Annotated in this window: 20 protein-coding genes; 17 read left to right on the top strand and 3 right to left on the bottom strand. The window is 73.7% G+C overall.

Annotated elements, in window-relative coordinates; all coding sequences use genetic code 11:
- Positions 1-246 precede the first annotated feature (246 nt).
- On the top strand, positions 247-2,955 hold the full coding sequence (locus MHY49_RS10055; RefSeq protein ID WP_239203857.1) for a LuxR family transcriptional regulator: 2,709 nt from the start codon (positions 247-249) through the stop codon (positions 2,953-2,955).
- 30 nt (positions 2,956-2,985) lie between these two features.
- Here MHY49_RS10055 and MHY49_RS10050 read toward each other — a convergent pair whose 3' ends face one another.
- Together MHY49_RS10050 and MHY49_RS10045 are read right to left on the bottom strand one after the other, a co-directional pair.
- Positions 2,986-3,927, bottom strand: coding sequence for a type II CAAX prenyl endopeptidase Rce1 family protein (locus tag MHY49_RS10050; protein WP_239203856.1), 942 nt, complete (start codon positions 3,925-3,927; stop codon positions 2,986-2,988).
- Positions 3,928-4,000: 73 nt separating this feature from the next.
- The gene (locus MHY49_RS10045) at positions 4,001-4,927 is read right to left on the bottom strand and encodes a class II glutamine amidotransferase (RefSeq protein WP_239203855.1); all 927 of its coding nucleotides are present in this window, start codon (positions 4,925-4,927) and stop codon (positions 4,001-4,003) included.
- Positions 4,928-5,154: 227 nt separating this feature from the next.
- Between MHY49_RS10045 and MHY49_RS10040 the strand changes: the two genes are divergently transcribed.
- From MHY49_RS10040 to MHY49_RS10015, 6 genes are all read left to right on the top strand, one after another.
- On the top strand, positions 5,155-6,708 hold the full coding sequence (locus MHY49_RS10040; RefSeq protein ID WP_370646095.1) for an MFS transporter: 1,554 nt from the start codon (positions 5,155-5,157) through the stop codon (positions 6,706-6,708).
- Positions 6,705-7,202 (top strand): universal stress protein, encoded by a 498-nt coding sequence (locus tag MHY49_RS10035; RefSeq protein WP_239203854.1) that lies wholly within the window; start codon positions 6,705-6,707, stop codon positions 7,200-7,202. The genes MHY49_RS10040 and MHY49_RS10035 overlap by 4 nt, the downstream gene beginning before the upstream one ends.
- A gap of 131 nt (positions 7,203-7,333) precedes the next feature.
- A complete protein-coding gene (locus MHY49_RS10030) occupies positions 7,334-8,290 on the top strand; it encodes a phosphate/phosphite/phosphonate ABC transporter substrate-binding protein (protein ID WP_239203853.1) in 957 nt (318 codons plus the stop codon).
- 59 nt (positions 8,291-8,349) lie between these two features.
- Positions 8,350-9,183 (top strand): phosphonate ABC transporter ATP-binding protein, encoded by an 834-nt coding sequence (gene phnC / locus MHY49_RS10025; RefSeq protein WP_370646097.1) that lies wholly within the window; start codon positions 8,350-8,352, stop codon positions 9,181-9,183.
- Complete coding sequence (locus tag MHY49_RS10020; RefSeq protein WP_239203851.1) at positions 9,183-10,988, top strand: ABC transporter permease; 1,806 nt, start codon at positions 9,183-9,185, stop codon at positions 10,986-10,988. Before phnC ends, MHY49_RS10020 begins: the two co-directional genes overlap by 1 nt.
- Positions 10,975-11,619, top strand: coding sequence for a chloramphenicol acetyltransferase (locus MHY49_RS10015; RefSeq protein WP_370646094.1), 645 nt, complete (start codon positions 10,975-10,977; stop codon positions 11,617-11,619). Before MHY49_RS10020 ends, MHY49_RS10015 begins: the two co-directional genes overlap by 14 nt.
- A 32-nt stretch (positions 11,620-11,651) precedes the next feature.
- On the opposite strand, the gene phnF is transcribed toward MHY49_RS10015, so the two are convergent.
- Entirely contained in the window at positions 11,652-12,395 is a 744-nt protein-coding gene (gene phnF, locus MHY49_RS10010; protein WP_239203849.1) for a phosphonate metabolism transcriptional regulator PhnF, read from the bottom strand.
- A gap of 160 nt (positions 12,396-12,555) precedes the next feature.
- On the opposite strand from phnF, the gene phnG reads away from it, so the two are divergent.
- From phnG to MHY49_RS09960, 10 genes are all read left to right on the top strand, one after another.
- Positions 12,556-13,047, top strand: a complete 492-nt coding sequence (gene phnG, locus MHY49_RS10005; RefSeq protein ID WP_239203848.1) for a phosphonate C-P lyase system protein PhnG — start codon at positions 12,556-12,558, stop codon at positions 13,045-13,047.
- The gene (phnH, locus tag MHY49_RS10000; protein WP_239203847.1) at positions 13,044-13,760 is read left to right on the top strand and encodes a phosphonate C-P lyase system protein PhnH; all 717 of its coding nucleotides are present in this window, start codon (positions 13,044-13,046) and stop codon (positions 13,758-13,760) included. The genes phnG and phnH overlap by 4 nt, the downstream gene beginning before the upstream one ends.
- Before the next feature lies 1 nt (position 13,761).
- Positions 13,762-14,985: a carbon-phosphorus lyase complex subunit PhnI gene (locus MHY49_RS09995; RefSeq protein ID WP_239203846.1), complete on the top strand. Its 1,224-nt coding sequence runs from the start codon at positions 13,762-13,764 to the stop codon at positions 14,983-14,985.
- Positions 14,982-15,827, top strand: coding sequence for an alpha-D-ribose 1-methylphosphonate 5-phosphate C-P-lyase PhnJ (locus tag MHY49_RS09990; protein ID WP_370646093.1), 846 nt, complete (start codon positions 14,982-14,984; stop codon positions 15,825-15,827). The genes MHY49_RS09995 and MHY49_RS09990 overlap by 4 nt, the downstream gene beginning before the upstream one ends.
- Positions 15,824-16,675 (top strand): phosphonate C-P lyase system protein PhnK, encoded by an 852-nt coding sequence (gene phnK, locus MHY49_RS09985; protein WP_239203845.1) that lies wholly within the window; start codon positions 15,824-15,826, stop codon positions 16,673-16,675. The genes MHY49_RS09990 and phnK overlap by 4 nt, the downstream gene beginning before the upstream one ends.
- On the top strand, positions 16,672-17,400 hold the full coding sequence (gene phnL / locus MHY49_RS09980; RefSeq protein WP_239203844.1) for a phosphonate C-P lyase system protein PhnL: 729 nt from the start codon (positions 16,672-16,674) through the stop codon (positions 17,398-17,400). Before phnK ends, phnL begins: the two co-directional genes overlap by 4 nt.
- Positions 17,401-17,402: 2 nt before the next feature.
- Positions 17,403-18,143 carry a DUF1045 domain-containing protein gene (locus MHY49_RS09975; protein WP_239203843.1) on the top strand — a complete coding sequence of 247 codons (741 nt, stop codon included), beginning with the start codon at positions 17,403-17,405 and terminating at the stop codon, positions 18,141-18,143.
- Positions 18,140-19,321 carry an alpha-D-ribose 1-methylphosphonate 5-triphosphate diphosphatase gene (locus tag MHY49_RS09970; protein WP_239203842.1) on the top strand — a complete coding sequence of 394 codons (1,182 nt, stop codon included), beginning with the start codon at positions 18,140-18,142 and terminating at the stop codon, positions 19,319-19,321. Before MHY49_RS09975 ends, MHY49_RS09970 begins: the two co-directional genes overlap by 4 nt.
- A complete protein-coding gene (phnN, locus tag MHY49_RS09965) occupies positions 19,318-19,923 on the top strand; it encodes a phosphonate metabolism protein/1,5-bisphosphokinase (PRPP-forming) PhnN (protein WP_239203841.1) in 606 nt (201 codons plus the stop codon). The genes MHY49_RS09970 and phnN overlap by 4 nt, the downstream gene beginning before the upstream one ends.
- Before the next feature lie 90 nt (positions 19,924-20,013).
- Positions 20,014-21,387, top strand: a complete 1,374-nt coding sequence (locus MHY49_RS09960) for a sensor histidine kinase (protein WP_239203840.1) — start codon at positions 20,014-20,016, stop codon at positions 21,385-21,387.
- The last annotated feature ends 34 nt before the right edge of the window (positions 21,388-21,421 follow it).

The following is a 21,421-nucleotide window of genomic DNA, read 5'->3' as shown; positions in this document are numbered from 1 at the left end:
GCAAGTCGGACACTTCGGGCTCGACGTGGCATCCTCGATCTACCCCGTTCCGCGCATCCGGAGCGGCCCGGAACCCGTCGCGGAGACTGCGGTGCGACCCGCACCACGCAGAAGCATCCGCATCGCCCCGACCCGAGCCGCACGGACGGCGCCCTCCAGGCGTCGGCGCGGACGGGATCGTGACGCCGCAGAGGCGCCCGCCCCAGGACGGGGACCGGAGATCAGCAGTCAGCAGGAGGTGGAGAGATGGTGTTCGTCGCGCGACCGGAGGCACTCGCTCAGCTCCAGCGCGCGCTCCCGGATCCCGCCGGCAGGACGCTCACGGTCTCCGGCCCGATCGGCAGCGGCAAGTCGTTCCTGCTCGACGCGCTGCGGGGCAGCGCCTCCCTCCCCTCGACCATCGTCCGCGGCGGCTCCGCCCCGTCCGACTGGCCCCTCGGGGGCCTCTCCAGCGTCCTGGCCGCGATCGACGGGCTGCTCGGCACTGAGACGCTCCCCGTGCTCGACGCGCACGACCCGGCGGACCTGCCCGCGCTCTCCCGCGGCATCGCCTCCGAGATCGAGCGGCGTTCGATCGCGGACTTCCTCGTGATCGTCGACGACGCCGACCTGCTGGACGAGCCCAGCCGCACCGTCCTCGAGGTCGTCACCCTGCGGTGCGCCCCGCACGGGATGCGCTGCGCGCTCGCGATCCGGCCCGATGCGCAGGGCCCCGACTCCGGCCGACGCCAGACGATCGACCTGCCCGACCTCGACCTGGAGACCACGCGCCGCCTCGCGGGGGACTTCGCACCCGAGGGCGCGGATCCCGCCGTCCTGCTGCTGCTCGCGACCGCCGCCGGCGGGAACCCCCTCGCCCTCGAGGGACTCATCGACGCCTCTCTCCCTGAGGCTCTGGACGGCACCTCGCCCCTCCAGGTGCCGCTGCCCGCGGATGCACGGCTCGAAACGGCCCATCGTGCCCTCCTCGACCCGCTCGACGAGGAGCAGATGATGCTGGTGCAGGTGCTCGCGAGCGCGCCCGCCACACCCGAGTCCGTGCTCCTGACGTGCGGGGATCCCGGAACCTCCGCCGTGGCGCTCGACGACCTGATCGGCTCCGGACTGGTGACCCGCACGGGCGGCCTGGTGCGGCTGCGCTCGCTCTCCCTGCGCTCCTCGGTCTACTGGGGTCAGACCGCACACGCTCGTCAGTCCCTCCACGAGAAGCTCGCCGCGACCGCCGCCGGGGACGCGCCCGAGTGGGGCCAGTGGCATCTCAGCTTCGTCGACCCCGAGCACGCGCAGCCGACGGTGCTGCTCGAGGGAGCGCGCGCCCTCGTGGACGCGGCCGACACGCGGCCGGCCCTGCACCTCGTGGAGCGCGCGCTGTCCCTGTCCGTCGGCGGGGCCCCGGAGATCGCGCGGCTCCTGTGCGAGCTCGTGGAGTCCCTCCTCGCGCACGGGGAGATCGAGCTCGCCGAGCGATACCTCAGCTTCGCCCGCGAGCGCTTCGCGGGATCTGGCATGCCCGCGGCCCTGACCCGCTCCGCCCTCCTCTTCGCCCACGTCCGGGGCGAGGCGCTGCCGGTGCACCTCCTGCGCCACAGCCTCGCGGACCACGCGGCGGGAACGGAGAGCGAACGCATCGACCTGGTGGCCATGGGAGCCCTGCTGCTCCTCCAGCGCTGGGAGCTGCGCGGCGCGCGGGAGCTGGTCGGCCTCGCGCAGGATTCCGGGCTGCGCGCGACGCCCCTGCTCGCGACGACAGCGCGCCTCGCCGACCTCTACCACCGGGTGCTGCACGGCGAAGGAGCACCCGCCGGCGCCTGCGAACGGGTGATGATCGCGGATCTCGAGCGCCCCGGCGACCAGGGAATCGTGAGGACCGTGCTCGCACAGGCGCTCTCGATCGCCGAGTCCTACGCCGAGGCCCGCGATGTCGTCGACCCGTCGGGACGCGGGGGCACCTCCTCGCCCGCCCCGCGCGCCCTCAGCCGCGCCCTCGACCTCACGGAGATCGAACTCCGCGCGGGCCTGCCCGCACGCGCGCGCGAGTCCTTCCGGAGCCTCACCCCGGTCGGCTCGAGCACGCGCATGATGCAGCCGCTGGTGCTGCGGGCGCAGGTCGCGCTGCTCCTGAGCAGCGGGGACGTCGACGAGGCGGAAGCGATCCTCTCCCGTCTCCAGCGCAGTCTCGCCCCCGGCGGCAACCCGCGCCTGGAAGCGGAGGTCACCGTCCTGATGGCCCGCGCCGCCCGCATGGGTGGGAACCTCGAGTCCGCGGCCCAGCACTTCGCACGGGTCAGGGCCCAGGCCGCACGATTCCGCGCACCGCACCTGCTGCGCTTCCACGAGCACTACATCCAGACGCTCGTGGAGCTGGGGCGGCGCGAGGAGGCCGCCGCCGTCCTCGAGGAGCTCACGGCGCTCTCCCACGACGCACCGTCGCCCTGGGCGCGCCTCGCGATCGCCAACTCCCGCACCCTGCTCAGCACCGGCGAGTCCGCGGACGGCGAGATCCAGGGCGTCATCGAGACGGGTCACGACACGGGCCACGAGCTCCAGCGCGGCCAGTTCCTGCTCGCCTACTCCCAGCGCCTCGAGGAGCTGGGGCGCATCACGGACTCGCGGTCGGCGCGCGATGCCGGTCTCCTGGCGATCGACCAGACGGGGCAGAGCACCGCCGACCTCGCACCCGCCCCGGCACCGCGCACGACAGCGAGCGCGGATCCCCTGGCCCGGCTCGGGGAGAAGGAGCGGGCGGTCGCCGAGCTCGTCGGCCGCGGCATGCGTAACCGGGCGATCGCCTCCGAGCTGTTCGTCTCGGTCCGCACGGTCGAGCTGCGCCTGACCCGCGTCTACCGCACCCTCGGCATCCGCTCCCGCGCCCAGCTCGCCCAGATCCTCCAGGCCACGGGCGCCGGTGCCGGGACCGGCGCGCGCGCCGAGCGCGTCGGCAGTCGCAGCCGCTGAGCCCATCGACGGCGGACGACGACCCGGACCTCAGACGCGCACGCGCTGCGGGGACGGGGCGTCGGCCGATCGGGCGAGGCCCTCGCCCATGCGCAGGCCGTGGTGCCGGTCGAGCGCGTCGCACAGCAGCACGGTCAGCAGGAAGACGGCGATCCCCCACGGGGCGATCGAAGCGCCCTGACCGGGGAACACGGGGGCCCCGAAGGGCGCGAGCAGGGCGGTGAGCCCGAAGGTGCCCAACTGCAGGAGGATCGGCAGCTCGAGGCCGCCGCTCTTCCAGGCCAGGACCCCGCTGCACAGCGAGATGAGCGCGGCCCCGGCGAGCGCGCCCGCGTCGGCCCCGAAGCCGCGGCCGATCAGCGAGAGCGGCACCGGCAGCACGATCGCCCAGAACGGGCTGCGCAGCCAGGTGCCGACGGCCTGCTGGCCGATCCCGCGGAACACGAGCTCCTCGCCCACGGCGCGCAGCGGCGCGAGCACCACGGTCAGCACGAGCACGCCGACGATCGCCCCGGCGCTCCCCCGCGGTCCGATCTGCGCGGGTCCGGTGCCCACGAACATACCCGCGACGGCCGCGACGACCAGCACGGGAAGCATGCGCGCGGCGCCCCAGGCCAGCATGTCCGGGCGGATGCGTCCGGCGACCGGCCACAGCGTGCGCACCGGCCGCCAGCCGCCGATGCGCACGCCCAGCAGCGCCGCGGGCACCGCGAAGGCGCCGAGCGCGAGGGCGACGAAGACGCTCAGCGGGCTCGCCGGATCGCCCTGACTGCGGCCGATCGCCATCGGATCCACTCCCGGCAGGATCGCGAGCACGGTCACCGTGCCCACCAGCACCAGATAGGCGAAGACGATCTGCGCGACGCCCGCGGCCAGCGCGGTCAGCAGCGGCCGGAACCAGCGCGCCCACTCGGGCCGCAGGTGCGCGAGCCGGTGATAGGGCAGGGCGGCCGACGGGATCGGGGCGGGCACGGGATCGGACGCGCGGTCGGGCTCGGACCGGGGCGCGTCGGCCGGCGCGGCGGACGCGGGCCGACCCCGCCCCTCAGGCGGCACGTCGCGACCCGGTGCCGGCGAGCTTGGCGCGGCGCTCGGCGCGCTCCTTCGCCTCGGCAACGTGGGCCTGGGAGGCCGCCTCGCTGAGGCCGAGGTCCTCGATGCCCAGGCGATGCGCGGGCTGCGGGAACGGCGTCTCCGAGACCACCTCGCCGGAGGGGCTGACGTGCAGCAGCTCGCCGTCGCCCAGGAGGCGCCACTGATCGGAGTCGTCCATGGGCTCACTCGCGATCACCACCGAGCGCACGTCGCGCAGCTCGGCGCTGGTCGCGCGCAGGGTGTCGGAGGCCTGGTGGAGGGCGTCGTCGTTCCTGCCGCCGGCGGGCCGGTCGCGCACCCACAGCTCGTTGGTCTCCGGCAGGCGCAGGGCGTACAGGTGCTCGTCCCGGGCGACGACGAGGTTCAGCGAGTAGACGGGCACGCGCTCGAGCACCCAGGTGATCGCGGAGATCAGCCCCGCGTGCAGGTCGCCGCCGGCCGCGGAGGTCTCACCGGCGATGAGCGCGGCGAGCCATTCGCTGTCGGTCGCGCCCTCGACGAGGTGCCCGGCGCCGAGCTCCCGCACGCGCCCGCGCAGCTCGTCCGTCACGCGCAGCACCCCGTTGTGGGCGACGATGATGCCGTCCATGAGGAACGGATGCGTGTTGACCAGCTCGTTCGCGGTCCCGGAGGAGTTGCGCACGTGGGCGATCATCGCGCGGGAGCGCAGGTCGGAGGCGATCCGGGCGTACCGGCTCGAGGAGTGCGCGGCCACTGGGCGCTTCTGCACGTGCGGCGCTCCCTCGTCGTCGAACCATCCGATGCCGGTGCCGTCCGCGTTGAACTGCGACTGGTGCGCGAGCGAGTACGGGGCATCGAGCAGCCAGAAGCGGGCGGTGACGGGACGGTCGGCGTGGAGGGCGAAGAGGCGGCACATGGTCCTCCCACTGTAAGGCGGGTGCGCGCGGGCCGCCCGGACAGTGTGATCCGCGGACCCGCGCGGCCCGTCGGCCGGCAGGTCACCGCCGGGTGGCCCGATCGTCACCCCCGCCTCGCCGACGGGGAGTAGCGTGCGTCACGTCCACGGCCGCTCCGGCCGACGCGACGCTCCCCACCGGGCGCCCGCCGACCGCTGTCGCCGACCGCACGTGAGGAGGGGGACGCATGTCCGAGACCGCACACCCCGCGCAGGGAGGCGCGGGCACCGGCCGAGGCGGGGGCGCCGACCGCAGCGGGGGCGGCCGCGCGACGGCGGGGCCGTCGTTCCAGGCGGTGCGCAGCCTGATCCCGGCCCGCATGGACCGCCTGCCCTGGGCCCGCTTCCACACCCTGGTGATCGTGGGACTCGGCGCCGCCTGGATCCTCGACGGCATCGAGGTGCAGATCGTCGCGGCCAACGGCTTCGCCGCCGACCTCGGCATGAGCAACGAGCAGATCACCGCCTCGGCGACCTTCTACCTGTTCGGACAGGTGCTCGGCTCGCTCGTGTTCGGGCGTCTGACCGACCGGATCGGCCGCAAGAAGCTGTTCGCCCTCACCCTCGCCGTGTACCTCGCGGGCTCCGCGCTCGCGGGCCTCTCGTTCTCCATGTGGTTCTTCTACCTCTGCCGCTTCATCGCCGGCGCGGGCATCGGCGGCGAGTACTCGGCGATCAACTCCGCGATCGACGAGCTGATCCCCGCGAAGTACCGCGGGCGCGTGGACCTCGCCGTCAACGGCACCTACTGGGCCGGCGTCGCCCTCGGTGCGGCCTCGACGATCTTCCTGCTGGACCCCGAGCTCGTGAACGAGCACTGGGGCTGGCGGATCGGCTTCTTCATCGGCCCCGTGCTCGGACTCATCCTGATCCTCATGCGCCGGGCGATCCCCGAATCGCCGCGCTGGATGCTCACCCACGGGCGCGGCGAGGAGGCCGAGCAGATCATCGCGGGCATCGAGGAAAGGGTTCATGACAGCGGCCATGAGCTCGGCGAGGTCGACCAGTCCCGGGCGATCACCGTGAAGCCCGAGGAGCGGCTGCCGTTCCGCGAGGTCGCCCATGTGTTCTTCACGGTCTACCCGGGCCGCACCGTGCTGGGCGTGACGCTCATGGTCACCCAGTCGTTCCTGTACAACGCCATCTTCTTCACCTACGCGATCGTCCTCGAGCAGTTCTACGGAGTCGCCAAGGACGCGGCGGGGCTGTACATGATCCCCTTCGCCATCGGGAACCTGCTCGGTCCGCTGCTGCTGGGACCGCTGTTCGACACCATCGGCCGACGCAGGATGATCTTCGGGACGTACGGGCTCGCGGCGGTGATCCTCACGGCCTCCGCGATCGCCTTCTCGGCGGACCTGCTGACCGCCACCACGCACACGGTGTTCTGGTGCGTGGCGTTCTTCTTCGCGAGCGCGGGCGCCTCCTCCGCCTACCTGACGGTCTCCGAGGTGTTCCCGCTCGAGGTGCGCGGCCAGGCGATCAGCTACTTCTTCTCGATCGCGCAGATCGCGGGCGCGATCGCGCCGCTCATCTACGGCGCCCTGATCGGCGACGGCTCCTCGCGCGGACCTCTGGTCATCGGCTACCTGGGCGGCAGCCTGATCATGCTGATCGGCGGCATCGTGGCCCTGGTGCTCGGCGTCGACGCCGAGCGCAAGGGCCTCGAGGACGTCGCCGATCCGCTCAGCAAGCGCAATGCGGAGGCCGACGAGCAGGGCGAGCAGGAGGCGAGGGCATGAGCATCGACGAGACCCCGGAGCGCGAGGACCGCATCGCCCCTCCCGCTCCCCCGCCGCTGATCGTGGGCGTCAGCGCCACGTCCGGCTCCCCTGCGGCCCTGCGCTGGGGCCTCTCCGAGGCGAGGCTGCGCGGGCTCCCGCTCGTGGCGCTCCGCGCCTACTCCGTGCCCTCGCCGGCCGGGACCGTGCGCCCCACGCCGTCCCGGGCGTCCGACGCCGCCGACATCCGCCGCGAGGCAGCCCTGTCCGAGCTCGAGGCGCACGTCGCCGCAGCGATCGGCGACGACCTCCGCCCGGGCGAGATCTCGCTCCGGGTGGAGCGGGGCACGCGGCGCAGCGCCCTGCTGCGCGCGAGCTGGAGCGCATCGCTGCTGGTGGTGGACGCGCCGAGGCGCCGATCCATCGGATCGAGCCCGATCTTCGCGAGCAGCCTGGTGCAGAGGGCGGGGTGCCCCGTGGTGGTCATGCCCCCGCACGGACCAGAGCATGTCTGATCATCTAGACAACTGTCGTACCGCGTTCACCTCGGCAACACGTGCGCGGCACGCATCGGGCACTTCGGGCACCTAGCTTCGTGGGTCGTCGGGCACCTCCCCGACTCCCATCGAGCGAAGGGTCCCCTCCGATGCGCCACTCCGTCCGCACCCGCCTCGCCGTCGCCGCCACCGCCGCCACCCTCCTCGCCCTCCCGCTCGCCGCCTGCTCCGGCTCCTCCGCGAGCTCCGAGAGCGGGCACTGGGCGAAGTCCGAGGGAACGATCGTCTTCGGCGCGGTCCCCGACCAGGCCGGCTCCGACTCCAACAGCAAGCCGCTCGAGGAGTACATCGAGAAGAAGACCGGCTACAAGGTGGAGTACTACCCGACCTCCGACTACACCTCGCTCATCGCGGCCGCCTCCGCGGGCAAGGTCGACGTCATGACCTCCGGCGGTCTCCAGTACGTGCAGGCCACGAACAAGGGCGCGAAGATGGCGCCGGTGGCCGCCACCCTCACCTCTCCCGACGTCGACGACCCCGGCTACTACTCCGAGGCGATCGTCCCGAAGGGATCGGACATCAAGGACCTGTCCGACGCGAAGGGAAAGACGGTCTGCTTCGTCGACCCGAACTCGACCTCCGGCTTCCTCTTCGGCCTCTACCAGCTCGACAAGGCCGGCCTGGACGTCGATCCCACGGGCGAGGACGCGAACGGCAACCCCGAGTTCAAGGACTTCACGGCCCACTTCGCCGGCGCGCACGACAAGTCCGCGCAGGCCGTGGCCGCCGACCAGTGCGACGTCGGCTTCGCCGAGGACACGATCGCGGAGCCCGCCGCGAAGAAGGGCGACATCTCCGTGATCGGCAAGGAGTACGTGCCCGGCGGCCCGCTCTCCGTCTCCGAGCAGCTGCCGGAGGAGGCCCGCACCAAGGTCACCGAGGCCCTGCAGAGCGCGACCGTCGAGAACATCAAGGCTTCCGGGGTGACGATCACGCCGGGATTCGAGGAGGGCTACTTCGGCGCCACGAAGGAGGACGAGTCCTACTACTCCACCATCCGGGACCTGTGCTCCACCATCTCCGCGGCGAAGTGCGCGGACAAGTGACCACCGCGACGAGGTCCGGCGCGCAGCGCGCCGCCGCCGCTCCGGCCGTCGGCCCCACGGTGATCCGCCTCGACGGGCTGCGCAGGACGTACGGCGCCACCCGGGCGCTCGACGGCGTGGACCTCGAGGTCGCCCGTGGCGAGGTCGTCGTCCTGGTCGGACTCTCGGGATCGGGCAAGTCGACGCTCCTGCGCCATCTCAACGCCCTCGAGGTCCCGGACGAGGGCACCGTCGAGGTGCTGGGGAAGCGGCTCTCCGCCCTGGGCGCCGCCGAGCTGCGGACGCTGCGCGGACGCGTGGCCACGATCTTCCAGCAGTTCGAGCTCGTGCCGTCCCTGACCGTCCTCGAGAACGTGCTCACCGGGGCGCTCGCCCGGCTGCGCGGGCCCCGCCTGGGCCTGTGGAGCTATCCGCGCCCGCTGCGCCGCGCGGCCCTCGAGAACCTCGAGCGCGTGGGACTGCTGCGGACCGCGTACCAGCGCGCGGACGAGCTCTCGGGCGGCCAGCAGCAGCGCGTCGCGATCGCGCGCGCCCTGCTCCAGGAGCCCGAGGTGCTCCTCGCCGACGAGCCCGTGGCCTCGCTCGATCCCGAGTCCAGCGACCAGGTCATGCGGCTGATCCGCGAGATCGCTGCCGAGGACGGCCTGACCGTCGTCTGCAGCCTCCACCAGGTCGATCTCGCCCTCGGCTGGGGCGATCGGATCGTCGGGCTCCGTGACGGCGCCGTCGTGCTCGACACCCCGTCGAAGGCCCTGGACCGGGAGACGGTGATGGACATCTACCGGCGCGTCGCCCCGGCGGGCACCGCCGTCGTGCAGGCTCCCGTCGCGTCGGGCGCGCACCCTGCGCGCGGGCGGCTGACGGCCGCGGCCCAGGCCGTCGGGGGCGCGTGATGGCGCAGCCCGGCACCCTCGAGGCCGCGCCCGAGACCGGGACCACCGGCCCGGGCGGGGAGCGCGCGAGGATCGAGGAGCGGGCGCCCCGCCGGCGCCCGTCGGCCGAGCGCCTGGCCGCGGCGGGAGCGATTCTCGCCCTCCTCGCGCTCGCCCTGTGGTCGCTCGCCAGCATGCAGCTGACCTGGGACAGCGTGGGGTCGAGCCTGTACAACGCGGCGAACGTGCTGAGCACGATGGACCCGATCAGCCTTCCTCCGATCGGCGACCTCCTGCATCTGATCGGCCTCACCCTCGGGATCGTCGTGCTAGGCACCCTGATGGCCTCGGTGCTCTCCGTGCCGCTCGCGGTGCTCGGCGCCTCCACGACCTCGCCCGCCCCGTGGCTGCGCGGCGCGGCGCGCGGGATCGGCGTGCTGTGCCGGGCGGTGCCCGACGTCGTCCTCGCCCTGGCCTTCGCCCTCGCCTTCACACTGGGAAGCCCGCTCCCCGGCATCCTCGCGATCGGGATCCACTCGATCGGGATGATCTCCAAGATGTTCTCCGACGCGATCGAGCAGGCCGACGACGGTCCGCGGCTCGCGGTGCGCGCGGCCGGCGGCGGGCGCGTCCAGGAGTTCTGCGCGGGCGTGCTCCCGCAGGTGCTGCCCTCGTGGATCGCCACCATGCTCCATCGCTTCGACATCAACCTGCGCGGCTCCGCGATCCTGGGCTACGCCGGAGTGGGCGGGCTGGGCTACGCGATGCGGATCGCGTTCGAGGACTTCCCCGCGGGATACGGACGCGGTCTGGGGATCGCCCTGGTCATCTTCGCGATGTGCGTGGTGCTCGAGATCGTCTCCTCGGCGATGCGCCGCATGCTCCTGGGCGGGGCCTCCGCGGGCCGCGGACTCGGCGATCGGATCACCGGGTTCGCGATGCGCCGCAGGCGGGGCACGACGGAGCACGGCACCCACTCCCCCGACGTCGCCTCCGGGACCGCCCGCACCCCCGCCCCTTCCCCCGATGCGGTCGACGTCGAGTCGATGATGCGGCGGCCCTGGACCGCGGGGCGCGTGCGCAGCGCCTCGTGGGCCCTCGGCGCGGTCGCCTTCGTCGTGCTCTGCTGGTTCCTCGCGGAGATCCGGCTCTCGGACGTCTCCTGGGACGCCGTCGGCGCCGTGCTCCGCAGCTTCTGGCCGCCGAGCCTGGGCACCCACACGATGGGCGAGTTCGCGGGGTCCATGCTCGAGACGATCCAGCTGGCGGCGGCCGCAGCCCTGCTGTCCCTCGTGCTCTCCCTGGTCATCGGCTCCCTCGCGGCCCGCACCGTCGCCCCGGGCCCGCGCGTGCGCGCCGCGGCCCGGGTCGTGCTCGTGATCTTCCGCGGCATCCCCGAGCTGGTGCTCGCGATCTTCCTCATCATGATCACGGGCCTGGGGAACCAGGCGGGGGTGATCGCGCTCGCCATCGGCGGCGTCGGCCTGCTGGGCAAGCTCATCGCGGACGGCCTCGAGGAGGTCCCCGAGGGGCCGCAGCGCGCGCTCACGGCCGCGGGGGCCGGCCGCGCACAGCGGTTCGCGGCCTCGACCTGGCCGATGGGCCTGCCCACCGTCGTCGGCAGCTCCCTCTACCTCCTGGACACCAACATCCGCGCCGCGACCCTGCTGGGCATCGTGGGCGCCGGAGGCATCGGCTTCCACCTCACGAACGCCTCGACGGTGCTGACCCTGCACGGACAGGTGACGACGCTGGTCGCGATGATCGTGGTCACCGTGCTGCTCGTCGAGGCCCTCTCCGCCTGGCTGCGCCGTGTCCTCCGCTGAGCGCCCGCGCCCCCACACCGGGACCCTTCCGCCGGAGGGGACGGTGCACCCGAGCGCGCAGGTGCACGACTCCCGCCTGGGTCTGTTCACGGACGTCGGCGAGGGCCCGCGGCTCCTGGAGGTCTCCCTGGACGATTACAGCTACTGCGATCGCTTCGCCGACCTCGCCCACGTCGACGTCGGCCGCTTCTCGAACATCGCGAGCTTCGTGCGCGTGGGCGCGACGGACCATCCCCTCGACCGCGCGAGCCTCCACCACTTCCTCTACCGCAGCACCCGGTACTGGGCCGAGGAGAGCGACGACGAGGAGTTCTTCGAGCGCCGCCGGGCGCGCCGCGCGCGGATCGGCCACGACACCTGGCTGGGCCACGCCAGCCAGGTCAAGCCCGAGGTCACCGTGGGCGACGGCGCCGTCGTCGCCTCGGGCGCGATCGTCACCCGCGACGTCCCGCCCTACACGATCGTGGCGGGGGTCCCCGCGCGCGTGATCAGACGACGCGTCGAGCCCGGCCTCGCCGAGCGCCTGCAGCGCCTCGCCTGGTGGGACTGGGACCACGCCACCCTCCGGGAGCGCCTCCCGGACTTCCGGCGGATGGGCGTCGAGGAGTTCCTCGACGCGTACGAGAGCTGAGGCGCGCGACGTCCCGCCGCCCGACCCTTCCCTCAGGATCCGCCCGGGTGCTCGACGTCCAGTTCGACCCGGTCGGCGCGGAAACGGGTGAAGCCCTCCTGCAGCGGCGTCCCGTCCGGCAGGGCATCGAGCGCGCGCACGGCGAGCACGACCGTCCCCTGGGGGATCTGCATCTCGTGGGCCTCGTCGACCGAGGCGATGCGCGCTCCGACCACGGTCGAGACCCGGACGTAGTCGGGGATGCCGATCTCGGCGAGCGACTGGGTGATCGACCCCGTCCGCGCGAAGACCGCATCGATCCCGTCCACGCGCTCGGCGTCGAACCAGTGGGTGCCGCGGGAGATCGCCCCGCCGTCGACCGTCCGGACCGACTCCATGCGCAGGGCCGGGCGCCCCTCGAGCCGCAGGCGCTCGTCCACCGCTGGCGGCGGATCCGTCTCCACGACCGCCTCGAGCAGGATCCCGGGGGCGCGACCGCCCTGCGGCCCGAGGCTCTGCGAGAGCCGGGTGCGCACGCCGATCCGGTGGACGATCAGGGAGTGCTCGGCGACGAAGGTGCCGCTGCCGCGCCGCGGCACCACGAGGCCCTCGGCGGCGAGCGCCCCGACCGCCTGGCGGACGGTGTTGCGGTGGACGTCGAAGCGCTCGGCGAGCTCGGCCTCCGTCGGGAGGCGGCTGCCCGGGGCGCGGCCGCCGTCGGCGATCTCCCGGCGGAGCTCCTCGGCGATGAGGCGCCATGCGGAGAACCCGCTCTGGGCGTGGAGGGGGGCAGTCATGGTGGCGCCATGCTACCGGCCGGCGGCCGCGCCGACCCGCGGGGGAGAACGTTCACCCGGTGTCGACCTGGACGTCGCCCGCACGGCACGCACGGGGCCTCGGCACGCATTACCGTTGAGTTGTCTAGATAACTGGACTACTTCACCACGGAGGAACCTCGTGCTCCCATCGACTGCTGTCCCCCCGGACCGCTCCGACCCCGCCGCGCGACGCCGCTGGATGCGCACCCTCGCCCTCGCCCCCGCCGCGAGCCTCGCCGAGCGCTGGCCCGACTGGGCCCCGACCGTGCGGGTGCGGGCGGTCCGCGGCCCGGAGGCCGGACTGGTCATGGTCCGCGGCCGCATCGACGCCGCCGGCGACCGCTTCAACCTCGGCGAGGCGACGGTGACCCGGGCGACCGTCCGCGTGGACGGAGACGATCTGGCACGGGAGGCCCTCGGCAGCGCCTGGGTCCTCGGCACCGACCTCGACCATGCGTGGCACGCTGCCGCCTTCGACGCGCTGCTGAGCGATCCGGGCACCCGGGAGCGGGTGCTGGAGGGCGTGGTGCTCCCGCTCGAGCGCGAGCAGGAGGCCCGCGACGCAGGCCGGCATCGGGACGCGCGCGCGACACAGGTCGACTTCTTCACCGTCTCGAGGGAGCACGCATGAGCCCCGCCGAGCAGGTCGGCACCGCTCCGACGAGCCTTTCGGTGCCCGCTCCCGGGCTCGAGGACCCGACCCGCGACTCCCAGCAGGTGTTCCGGGCCGCCCTCGAGGCGCTCGCGCGGCCGGGCGCCCCGCAGTCCGTCGCCGGACCCGCGGGGGCTCCCGACGCCCTCGGCCCGGCGCTCGCAGGGGTGCTGCTGACCCTGCTGGACGCCGAGTCGCCCGTGCACCTCGCAGGCGGGCTGGGAGAGGACGAGGACGTGCGCACGCACCTCTCCTTCCACACCGGAGCCCCGATCGTCGAGGACGCGGCCCGCGCCGACATGATCGTCGCCGCCCCGGCCGACGTCCCCCGCCTCGGCGGCCTCTCGCTCGGGACCGACGAGGCCCCGCACCGCTCGGCCACCGTGATCATCGACGCCCGGGCCACCGGCACAGGCGCTGACACCGGCACAGGCGCGGGCACGGCCCCGAGCGCCGGCACGGCCCCGAACAGCCCCGCCCTCGAGGCCACAGGACCGGGCATCGAGAGCACCGTCGTCCTGCGCACGCCCTGGGCACGGCCCGGACTGATCGAGGAGCGCGCGCGGCTCGCCGAGCTGTTCCCCCGCGGGGTCGACCTGCTCGTGGTCGCCGAGAACACGATCCTGGGCCTTCCCCGCACGACCCGCCTGCGCACCGCCGCAGCGCAGCCGACGACTCCCGAGGAGGCCTGACATGTACGTCGCCGTGAAGGGCGGGGAGCGGGCGATCGCCCAGGCGCACGCGCTGCTCGCCCGCGAGGGGCGCGGTGACCCGGCGCTCCCGGCCATCGCACCGGACGCCGTCGCCGGACAGCTCGGCGTGCTCGTGTCCCGCGTGATGAACGAGGGGTCGCTCTCCGATCCCGCGCTCGCCGCCCGCGCGATCCTGCAGGCCCAGGGGGACGTCCTCGAGGCCGTCACGCTCCTGCGCTCGTACCGCACGACCCTGCCGCGGTTCGGGACCACCGAGCCGCTCGAGACCGCCGAGCTGCCGCCCCAGCGCCGCATCTCCGCCACCTTCAAGGACATCCCCGGCGGCCAGCAGCTCGGCGCGACGTTCGACTACACGCACCGGCTGTTCAGCGAGGCGGGATCCCCGCAGGGCGCGGAGGCACCGGACGCCCGCGCCGAGCTCGGGACCGAGACCGATGCCGGGGCCGACGTCGACGCCGACGCCGGGGCCGACCAGGGGGCCGCGGAGATGCCCCGGATCTCCGACATCCTCGGGGAGGACGCCCTGCTCGAGCCGGCCTCCTCCGCGGACTCGGCCGATCCCGAGCCCGGCGACCTCACCCGGGACCCGGTCTCCTACCCGATGACCCGCGCGGAGCGGCTCCAGGGGCTCGCCCGCGGGGACGAGGGGTTCCTCCTCTCCCTGGGCTACTCGACGCAGCGGGGCTTCGGCCGCAACCATCCGTTCGCCGGGGAGATCCGGGTGGGCGAGGTCGAGGTCGAGATCGTGCCCCCGGAGCTCGGGTTCCCCGTCGTCCTCGGGCGCCTCGAGATCACCGAGTGCCAGATGATCAACCAGTTCACCGGCAGCGCCGAGACGCCCGCCCAGTTCACGCGGGGATACGGCCTCTCCTTCGGGAGGTCCGAGCGCAAGGCGATGTCCATGTCGCTCGTGGACCGCGCGCTGCGTGCGGACGAGTTCGACGAGCGCCGGGTCGCCCCGGCCCAGGACGAGGAGTTCGTGCTCAGCCACGCCGACAACGTCGAGGCCACCGGATTCGTGGAGCACCTCAAGCTCCCCCACTACGTCGACTTCCAGGCGGAGCTGGGACTGGTGCGCAGGATGCGCGCCGAGGCCCTCGACCGCAGGGCCGCCGCCGCCCGCGGCGAGGTCGACCCCGCGCCATCGGATTTCGATCGCGAGGACGACCTCCTCGCCGCCACCCCCGAGGAGCTGGACGAGTGATCACCTACAACGAGGGCTACCTCGACGAGCAGACGAAGCGGATGATCCGGCGCGCCCTGCTGAAGGCCGTCGCCATCCCCGGCTTCCAGGTCCCGTTCGCCTCCCGGGAGGTCCCGATGCCCCGCGGCTGGGGCACCGGCGGCGTGCAGGTCACCGCCTCGATCATCGGCCGCGACGACACCCTCAAGGTCATCGACCAGGGCGCCGACGACACCACCAACGCGGTGTCCATCCGGGCGTTCTTCGCCCGCGTGAGCGGCAGCGCGACCACCACCCGGGCCGCCGAGGCCAGCATCATCCAGACCCGCCACCGGATCCCGGAGACGCCGCTCGCCGAGGGCCAGATCATGGTCTACCAGGTGCCCATCCCCGAGCCGCTGCGCTTCCTCGAGCCGCGGGAGACCGAGACGCGGCGCATGCACGCCCTCGAGGACTACGGGCTGATCTACGTCAAGCTCTACGAGGACATCGCCCGGTTCGGGCACATCGCGACCACCTACGCCTATCCGGTGATGGTCGACGGCCGCTACCTCATGGATCCGTCTCCGACCCCGAGCTTCGACAATCCCAAGCTGCACCGCAGCCCGGCGCTGCATCTCTTCGGCGCGGGCCGCGAGAAGCGCATCTACGCGGTCCCCCCGTACACGGACGTCGAGAGCCTGGGCTTCGAGGACCATCCCTTCGAGCCGCAGCGCTTCGACGTCCCCTGCGAGATCTGCGGATCGACGGGGGTCTATCTCGACGAGATCATCACCGACGACTCCGGAGGCGTGATGTTCGCCTGCTCCGACACCGACCACTGCGAGCGGACCGCCGCCGCGCACCAGGAGGACCACGCATGACCCCGCAGACCTCCGTCCTGGACGCGGCTCCCGCCGCGCACCCCGCCATGGAGCCGGAGCCCGCCGACGCGGCCCCCGCCGGGCCGCTCCTCGAGGTCCGGGGCCTCGGCCACCGCTACGGCGAGCGCTTCGGATGCCGGGACGTCGATCTCGACCTCTGGCCCGGGGAGGTGCTCGCCGTCGTCGGCGAGTCCGGCTCGGGGAAGTCCACCCTGCTGGGAACCCTCGCCCAGAGCCTCGACACCAGCGAGGGCACGATCCGCTACCGCCGCCGGGACGGTGCCCTCGTCGACCTGGCGGAGCTCGGCGAGAGCGCCGTGAGACGCCTGTGGCGCAGCGAGTGGGGCTTCGTCCACCAGGACGCCGCCGACGGGCTGCGGATGCACGTCAGCGCCGGCGGCAACGTCGGCGAGCCGCTGATGGCGGACGGCTGGCGCCACTACGGGAGGATCCGCGAGGAGGCCGCCACGTGGCTCGAGCGGGTCGAGATCCCCCGCAGCAGGATCGACGACATCCCCGCGACCTTCTCCGGAGGCATGCGCCAGCGCCTGCAGATCGCCCGCAACCTCGTGGTCTCCCCGCGACTGGTCTACATGGACGAGCCCACGAGCGGGCTCGACGTCTCCGTGCAGGCGCGCCTGCTGGACCTCGTGCGCTCCCTGGTCGCCGACCTGGGCCTCGCGGTCGTGATCGTCACGCACGATCTCGCGGTCGCCCGCCTCATCTCCCACCGCACGCTCGTCATGAAGGACGGGCGGGTCATCGAGTCGGGCCTCACCGACCGCGTCCTCGACGACCCGCAGGCGCCGTACACCCAGCTCCTCGTCTCCTCGATCCTCCAGGGGTGAACCTCTCCATGGACAACCGACCCGTGCTCGCTCTCCGCAGCGTGGACAAGACCTTCTCGATGCACCTCCAGGGCGGACAGCGCCTGCCCGTGCTCCGCGGGCTCGAGCTCACCGTGCACGCCGGCGAATGCGTCGTCCTGGGCGGCTCCTCCGGCGCCGGCAAGAGCACGATCCTCAAGATGATCTACGGGAACTACGCCGTGGACCGCGGCAGCATCCTGCTGCGCACCCGCGACGCCGAGGTCGATCTGGCGACCGCCGGACCGCGCAGCGTGCTCGCCGCCCGTCGGGACTCGATGGGCTACGTCAGCCAGTTCCTGCGCTGCGTGCCGCGCGTCCCCGCCCTGCAGGTCGTGGCCGAGCCCCTGCGCGAACGCGGGATCCCCGCCGAGGCCGCGGAGGAGCGGGCGGCGGGGCTGCTCGCCCGGCTCTCGATCCCCGAGCGCCTGTGGACGCTCCCCCCGGCCACCTTCTCCGGGGGCGAGCAGCAGCGGGTGAACATCGCCCGCGGCTTCATCGCGGACCTCCCCCTGCTGCTCCTCGACGAGCCGACCGCGAGCCTCGACGGCCCCAACCGCGACGCCGTCGTGCAGCTGATCGCCGAGAAGCGCGATCACGGGACGGCGATGCTCGGGATCTTCCACGACGCCGCGGTCCGCGAGGCCGTCGCCGACCGCGTCCTCCCCGTCGAGCGCTTCAGCGCATCGGCCGCGGCGGTGGTCTGAGAATGCGCCTCGCGGTCTATGCCACCCCGGGCTCCCGGGGCCCCGCCCTCGATCCATTCGGGACCGCGCTCGCGCGGCGCGCCGAGCGCTGGCTCGGCCGGTCCACCAGCTCCGGGCCCGTCCCGCGGACCGGCGTCGGTCCCCTCTCCCGAGCGGAGATCGACGCCGTCACCCGCAGCCCCCGCCGGTACGGGTTCCACGGCACGCTCAAAGCCCCGTTCCGCCTCGCCCCAGGCCACGACGCCGACGGCCTCGCGCGGGCCGTCGCCCGCTGCGCGGCGCTCCACGGTCCCGTGCGGGTGCCTCGTCTCGCGCTGCGCAGGATCGGCTCCTTCCTCGCGCTCGTCCCGGGCGACCCTGCTCCCGAGCTCGACGCCCTCGCCGCGGCCGTCGTCACGGACCTCGACGAGCACCGCGCACCGATGACGCCCGCCGAGCGCCTCCGCCGCGACCCCGATGCGCTCCCCGCCCGGGAGCGGGAGCTCCTCGACGCCTGGGGCTACCCCTACGTGCTGGACCGCTTCCGCTTCCATCTGACCCTCACCGATGCCCTGTCCGAGGAGCGCCTCGATGCCGTGGAGGCGGTCCTTCACGAGCACTTCTCCGACCTCCTGGGCACGGACCTCGTCCTCGACGCCCTGTGCGTCTTCACCGAGCCCGCCCCCGACGCCCCCTTCGAGCTCCGCACCGTCCATCAGCTCACCGCCCCTGCTCCGATGCCCCTGCCGGAAGGAACCCGATGACCCGCGAGACCGTCCTGACCCATGCCCGCATCGTCCTGCCCACCGAGGTCCTCGAGGGCTCGGTCCTGATCCGCGACGGGCGCATCGCCGACATCTCCGCCGGCGCAGCGCACCCCGACGTCCCTGCGGAGGACCTCGAGGGCGACCTGCTGATGCCCGGCGTGGTCGAGCTGCACACCGACCACCTCGAGCACCACTCCGAGCCCCGACCCGGGGTGACCTGGGATCCCGTCCCGGCCGTGCTCTCGCACGACGCCCAGATGGCGGCGGCCGGCGCCACCACCGTCCTGGACGCTGTGCGCATCGGCTCGGAGCCCGACGACGGCGATCGCACCCCTGCAGCGGCCCGCCGCCTCACGGCCGCCATCGCGGAGGCCTCCGCGGCAGGCTTCCTGCGCGCCGACCACGCGATCCACGTCCGCTGCGAGGTCTCCGCCGCCGACTGCGCCGACGTCTTCGACACCTTCGCCGAGGATCCGGCCGTGCTCCTGGCCTCACTCATGGACCACACGCCCGGCCAGCGCCAGTACGCCGACGTCGACCTGTTCAAGCGCACCTACCTCGGCAAGCGCGGGATCGCGCTCGGCGAGGCCGACACATACGTGGACCGCATGCTCGAGCAGTCCGCACAGCACGCCGATCGCAATCGGCGCCGCATCGCCGCGGTCGGCAGGGCGCACGGCATCGCCCTGGCCGCCCATGACGACGCGACGCTCGAGCACGTCGCGGAATCCGTGGACCTCGGAGTGCAGATCGCGGAGTTCCCGACCACGCTCGAGGCGGCCCGTGCCGCGCGCGAGCACGGCCTCGACGTCGTGATGGGCGCACCGAACATCGTGCGCGGCGGCAGCCAGTCCGGCAACGTCGCGGCCTCCGAGCTCCTCACCCACGGCCTGCTGGGGATCCTGTCCTCCGACTACGTGCCCGCGAGCCCGCTGCAGGCCGTGTTCCGCCTCGTCGCCGAGGGCTCCCTGACCGTGGTCGAGGGAGCTCGGCTGGTCTCCTCGAACCCGGCGCGCGCCGTCGGACTCGAGGACCGCGGAGAGATCGCCGTGGGGCGGCGTGCGGACCTCGTGCGCGTGCAGCCCCGTCGGACGCCCGCGAGCGAGCGCGACCCGGAGGGGACGCTGATCCCCGTGGTCCGCGCCGTGCTCCGCCAGGGGGTCCGCGTCTCGTGAGCCGCATCGGACCGGGGCCGCTCGTCGCGGTGGTCGGCGGCAGCGGCGCCGGCAAGGACACCCTCCTCGCGGGCGCCCGCGACGCGCTGGGCGAGGAGATGGTGCTGGTCCGTCGCACCATCACCCGCCCGCGCGGGCCGGGTGAGGACCACGATCCGGTGAGCGAGGAGGAGTTCCGGCACCTGGCCGCGGCGGGCGCGTTCTGCACGCACTGGTCGGCGCACGGCCTGCTCTACGGCCTGCCCATCTCCCTCGAGGAGGAGGCGCGCGCGGACCGCACCGTGGTCGTGAACGCGTCCCGGAGCGCCGTGCCCGACCTCGTCGCGCGCTCCGAGCGCCCCTGGGTGATCCGGGTGAGCGTGTCGCCGGAGGTGCGCGCGGCGCGCCTGCGGGAGCGCGGCCGCGAGGACGAGGCGGACATCGCCGCGCGCCTCGCCCGCGCCGACCCGGCGCCCGCGGTCCGCGCGGACCTCGAGATCGTCAACGACCGCTCGATCGACGCCGGAGTCAGCGCGCTGGTCGCCGGGATCCGGGCCGCGCGTGTCCGGCCCGCCCGGATCCGGTCCGCACCCCAGCGGCTCGGCTCGGGCGCCCGGCGCTGATCCCGGCGCGCCCGTCCCTTGGCACTCGTCCCGGCGCGCTCGTCCCTTCGGCCGATCCGGGAATCCCGCACGGGTTCCTACGATGTGCGGATGACCTCCTCCCCCGTCGACGCCCCCGCCCCGAGCGGCGTCGACCATCCCCCGGCACGAGGACGCCTCGTGCGTCGTCTCGCCGAAGCCGGCCGCATGCTCGTGGTCTCCCTGGCATGCCTCGTCGTCGGTGCGTGCCTCGCCCTGATCCTCTTCCTGGCCGCGTGGGACACGTACGGCGAATCGCTGCCGGGGCGCGTCGGGCTGGCGCTCGTGATCGACGTCGGCGTCGGCGCCGTCGCGAACCTCGCCGCCGGCCCGATGCGACGCGCGGGCCTGTGGAATCTGCTGCTGGTGGTGCCCGGCGCACTCAGCGGCTCCGCCCTGCCCGCCGCCGCCGTGGGACTCGCCCGGGTCGGGGTCCGGCGCGATCGGCGCCTGGACGCCATCGGGCTCTCGCTCGCGGCGGTCACGGGGCTCATCTTCACGAGCATCGACCGGTGGGCCCAAGGGAAGTGGTCGAGCACCTTCGTGTTCGACATCCTCCTCAGTCTCGTCTTCGCGGGAGCCGCCCTGCTCTGGGGGCGCGTCCGCGGCACCCGCGCCGTCCTCATCACCTCCCTGCGCAGCCAGGCCGCGACCGCCCAGCGCGAACGCGAGGCCCTCGAGCGCGAGCACGAGGCGCTGGCCCGTGAGCATCGGGCGCTCGTCGCCCAGGCCGAGTCCGAGCAGCGCGCGGCGATCGCCCGCGACATGCATGACAGCCTCTCCCATCACCTGTCCCTCATCGCGATGCACGCGGGCGCCCTCTCCTACCGTGCGGACATGCCGCCGGAGCAGATGCGGGACGTCTCGGCGACGATCCTCGCCGACGCCCGCGCCGCGAACTCCGAGCTGCGCCACGTGCTCTCCGCCCTCCGCACCGACGATGCGGAGCCCCTGCCCACGGGCGCGCACATCGGCGAGCAGATCGAGCGGGCCCGGGCCGAGGGCCAGGACGTGCGCCTGGAGTGGATCGGCACCGATCCGCACGACGTCGATGCCGCCGGCTCGGCCCTCGTGGTGACCCTCGCCCGCGCGGTGCGCGAGCTGCTCACCAACGCCCGCAAGCACGCCCCCGGGCAGCCGCTCGCGCTGCGCATCGCCCACGAGGCGGGCACGCTGCGTCTGACCTCGCGCAACACCGTGCCGGAGGATGTGCGCACCGCGGCCTCCGAGCTCGGATCCGGGCTCGGGCTCACGGGTCTGCGCGAGCGCGTGCGCCTGCTCGGCGGGACCATGAGGGCCGAGGCGGCCGCCACCGAGGGCGGCACCGACACGGACGACGACAACGGCCCGGCGGAGTCCCCGCTCGACGCACCCGCACCCGCCTTCGAGGTCGAGCTCTCCCTCCCCTGGCCCGACCACCGCGCACGAGACGAGGACGACGCATGACGCCCGGCAACCCCGCGACCGACCCGGCCCCCGA

The organism is Brachybacterium sp. ACRRE, assembly GCF_022346485.1.
Lineage (GTDB): Bacteria > Actinomycetota > Actinomycetes > Actinomycetales > Dermabacteraceae > Brachybacterium > Brachybacterium halotolerans.
The sequence above is the reverse complement of the archived record's forward strand: the minus strand, read 5'-3'. Positions and strand labels throughout refer to the sequence as shown.

What these genes read in the sequence shown, in the direction of transcription:
- MHY49_RS09960 (WP_239203840.1), top strand. Translation starts at nt 20,014, where the DNA reads ATGACCTCCTCCCCCGTCGACGCCCCCGCCCCGAGCGGCGTCGACCAT.
- MHY49_RS09995 (WP_239203846.1), top strand. Translation starts at nt 13,762, where the DNA reads ATGTACGTCGCCGTGAAGGGCGGGGAGCGGGCGATCGCCCAGGCGCAC.
- phnF (WP_239203849.1), bottom strand. Translation starts at nt 12,395, where the DNA reads ATGACTGCCCCCCTCCACGCCCAGAGCGGGTTCTCCGCATGGCGCCTC.
- phnH (WP_239203847.1), top strand. Translation starts at nt 13,044, where the DNA reads ATGAGCCCCGCCGAGCAGGTCGGCACCGCTCCGACGAGCCTTTCGGTG.
- phnK (WP_239203845.1), top strand. Translation starts at nt 15,824, where the DNA reads ATGACCCCGCAGACCTCCGTCCTGGACGCGGCTCCCGCCGCGCACCCC.
- MHY49_RS10045 (WP_239203855.1), bottom strand. Translation starts at nt 4,927, where the DNA reads ATGTGCCGCCTCTTCGCCCTCCACGCCGACCGTCCCGTCACCGCCCGC.
- MHY49_RS10040 (WP_370646095.1), top strand. Translation starts at nt 5,155, where the DNA reads ATGTCCGAGACCGCACACCCCGCGCAGGGAGGCGCGGGCACCGGCCGA.
- MHY49_RS10055 (WP_239203857.1), top strand. Translation starts at nt 247, where the DNA reads ATGGTGTTCGTCGCGCGACCGGAGGCACTCGCTCAGCTCCAGCGCGCG.
- MHY49_RS10030 (WP_239203853.1), top strand. Translation starts at nt 7,334, where the DNA reads ATGCGCCACTCCGTCCGCACCCGCCTCGCCGTCGCCGCCACCGCCGCC.
- MHY49_RS09975 (WP_239203843.1), top strand. Translation starts at nt 17,403, where the DNA reads ATGCGCCTCGCGGTCTATGCCACCCCGGGCTCCCGGGGCCCCGCCCTC.
- MHY49_RS09970 (WP_239203842.1), top strand. Translation starts at nt 18,140, where the DNA reads ATGACCCGCGAGACCGTCCTGACCCATGCCCGCATCGTCCTGCCCACC.
- MHY49_RS10020 (WP_239203851.1), top strand. Translation starts at nt 9,183, where the DNA reads ATGGCGCAGCCCGGCACCCTCGAGGCCGCGCCCGAGACCGGGACCACC.
- MHY49_RS10035 (WP_239203854.1), top strand. Translation starts at nt 6,705, where the DNA reads ATGAGCATCGACGAGACCCCGGAGCGCGAGGACCGCATCGCCCCTCCC.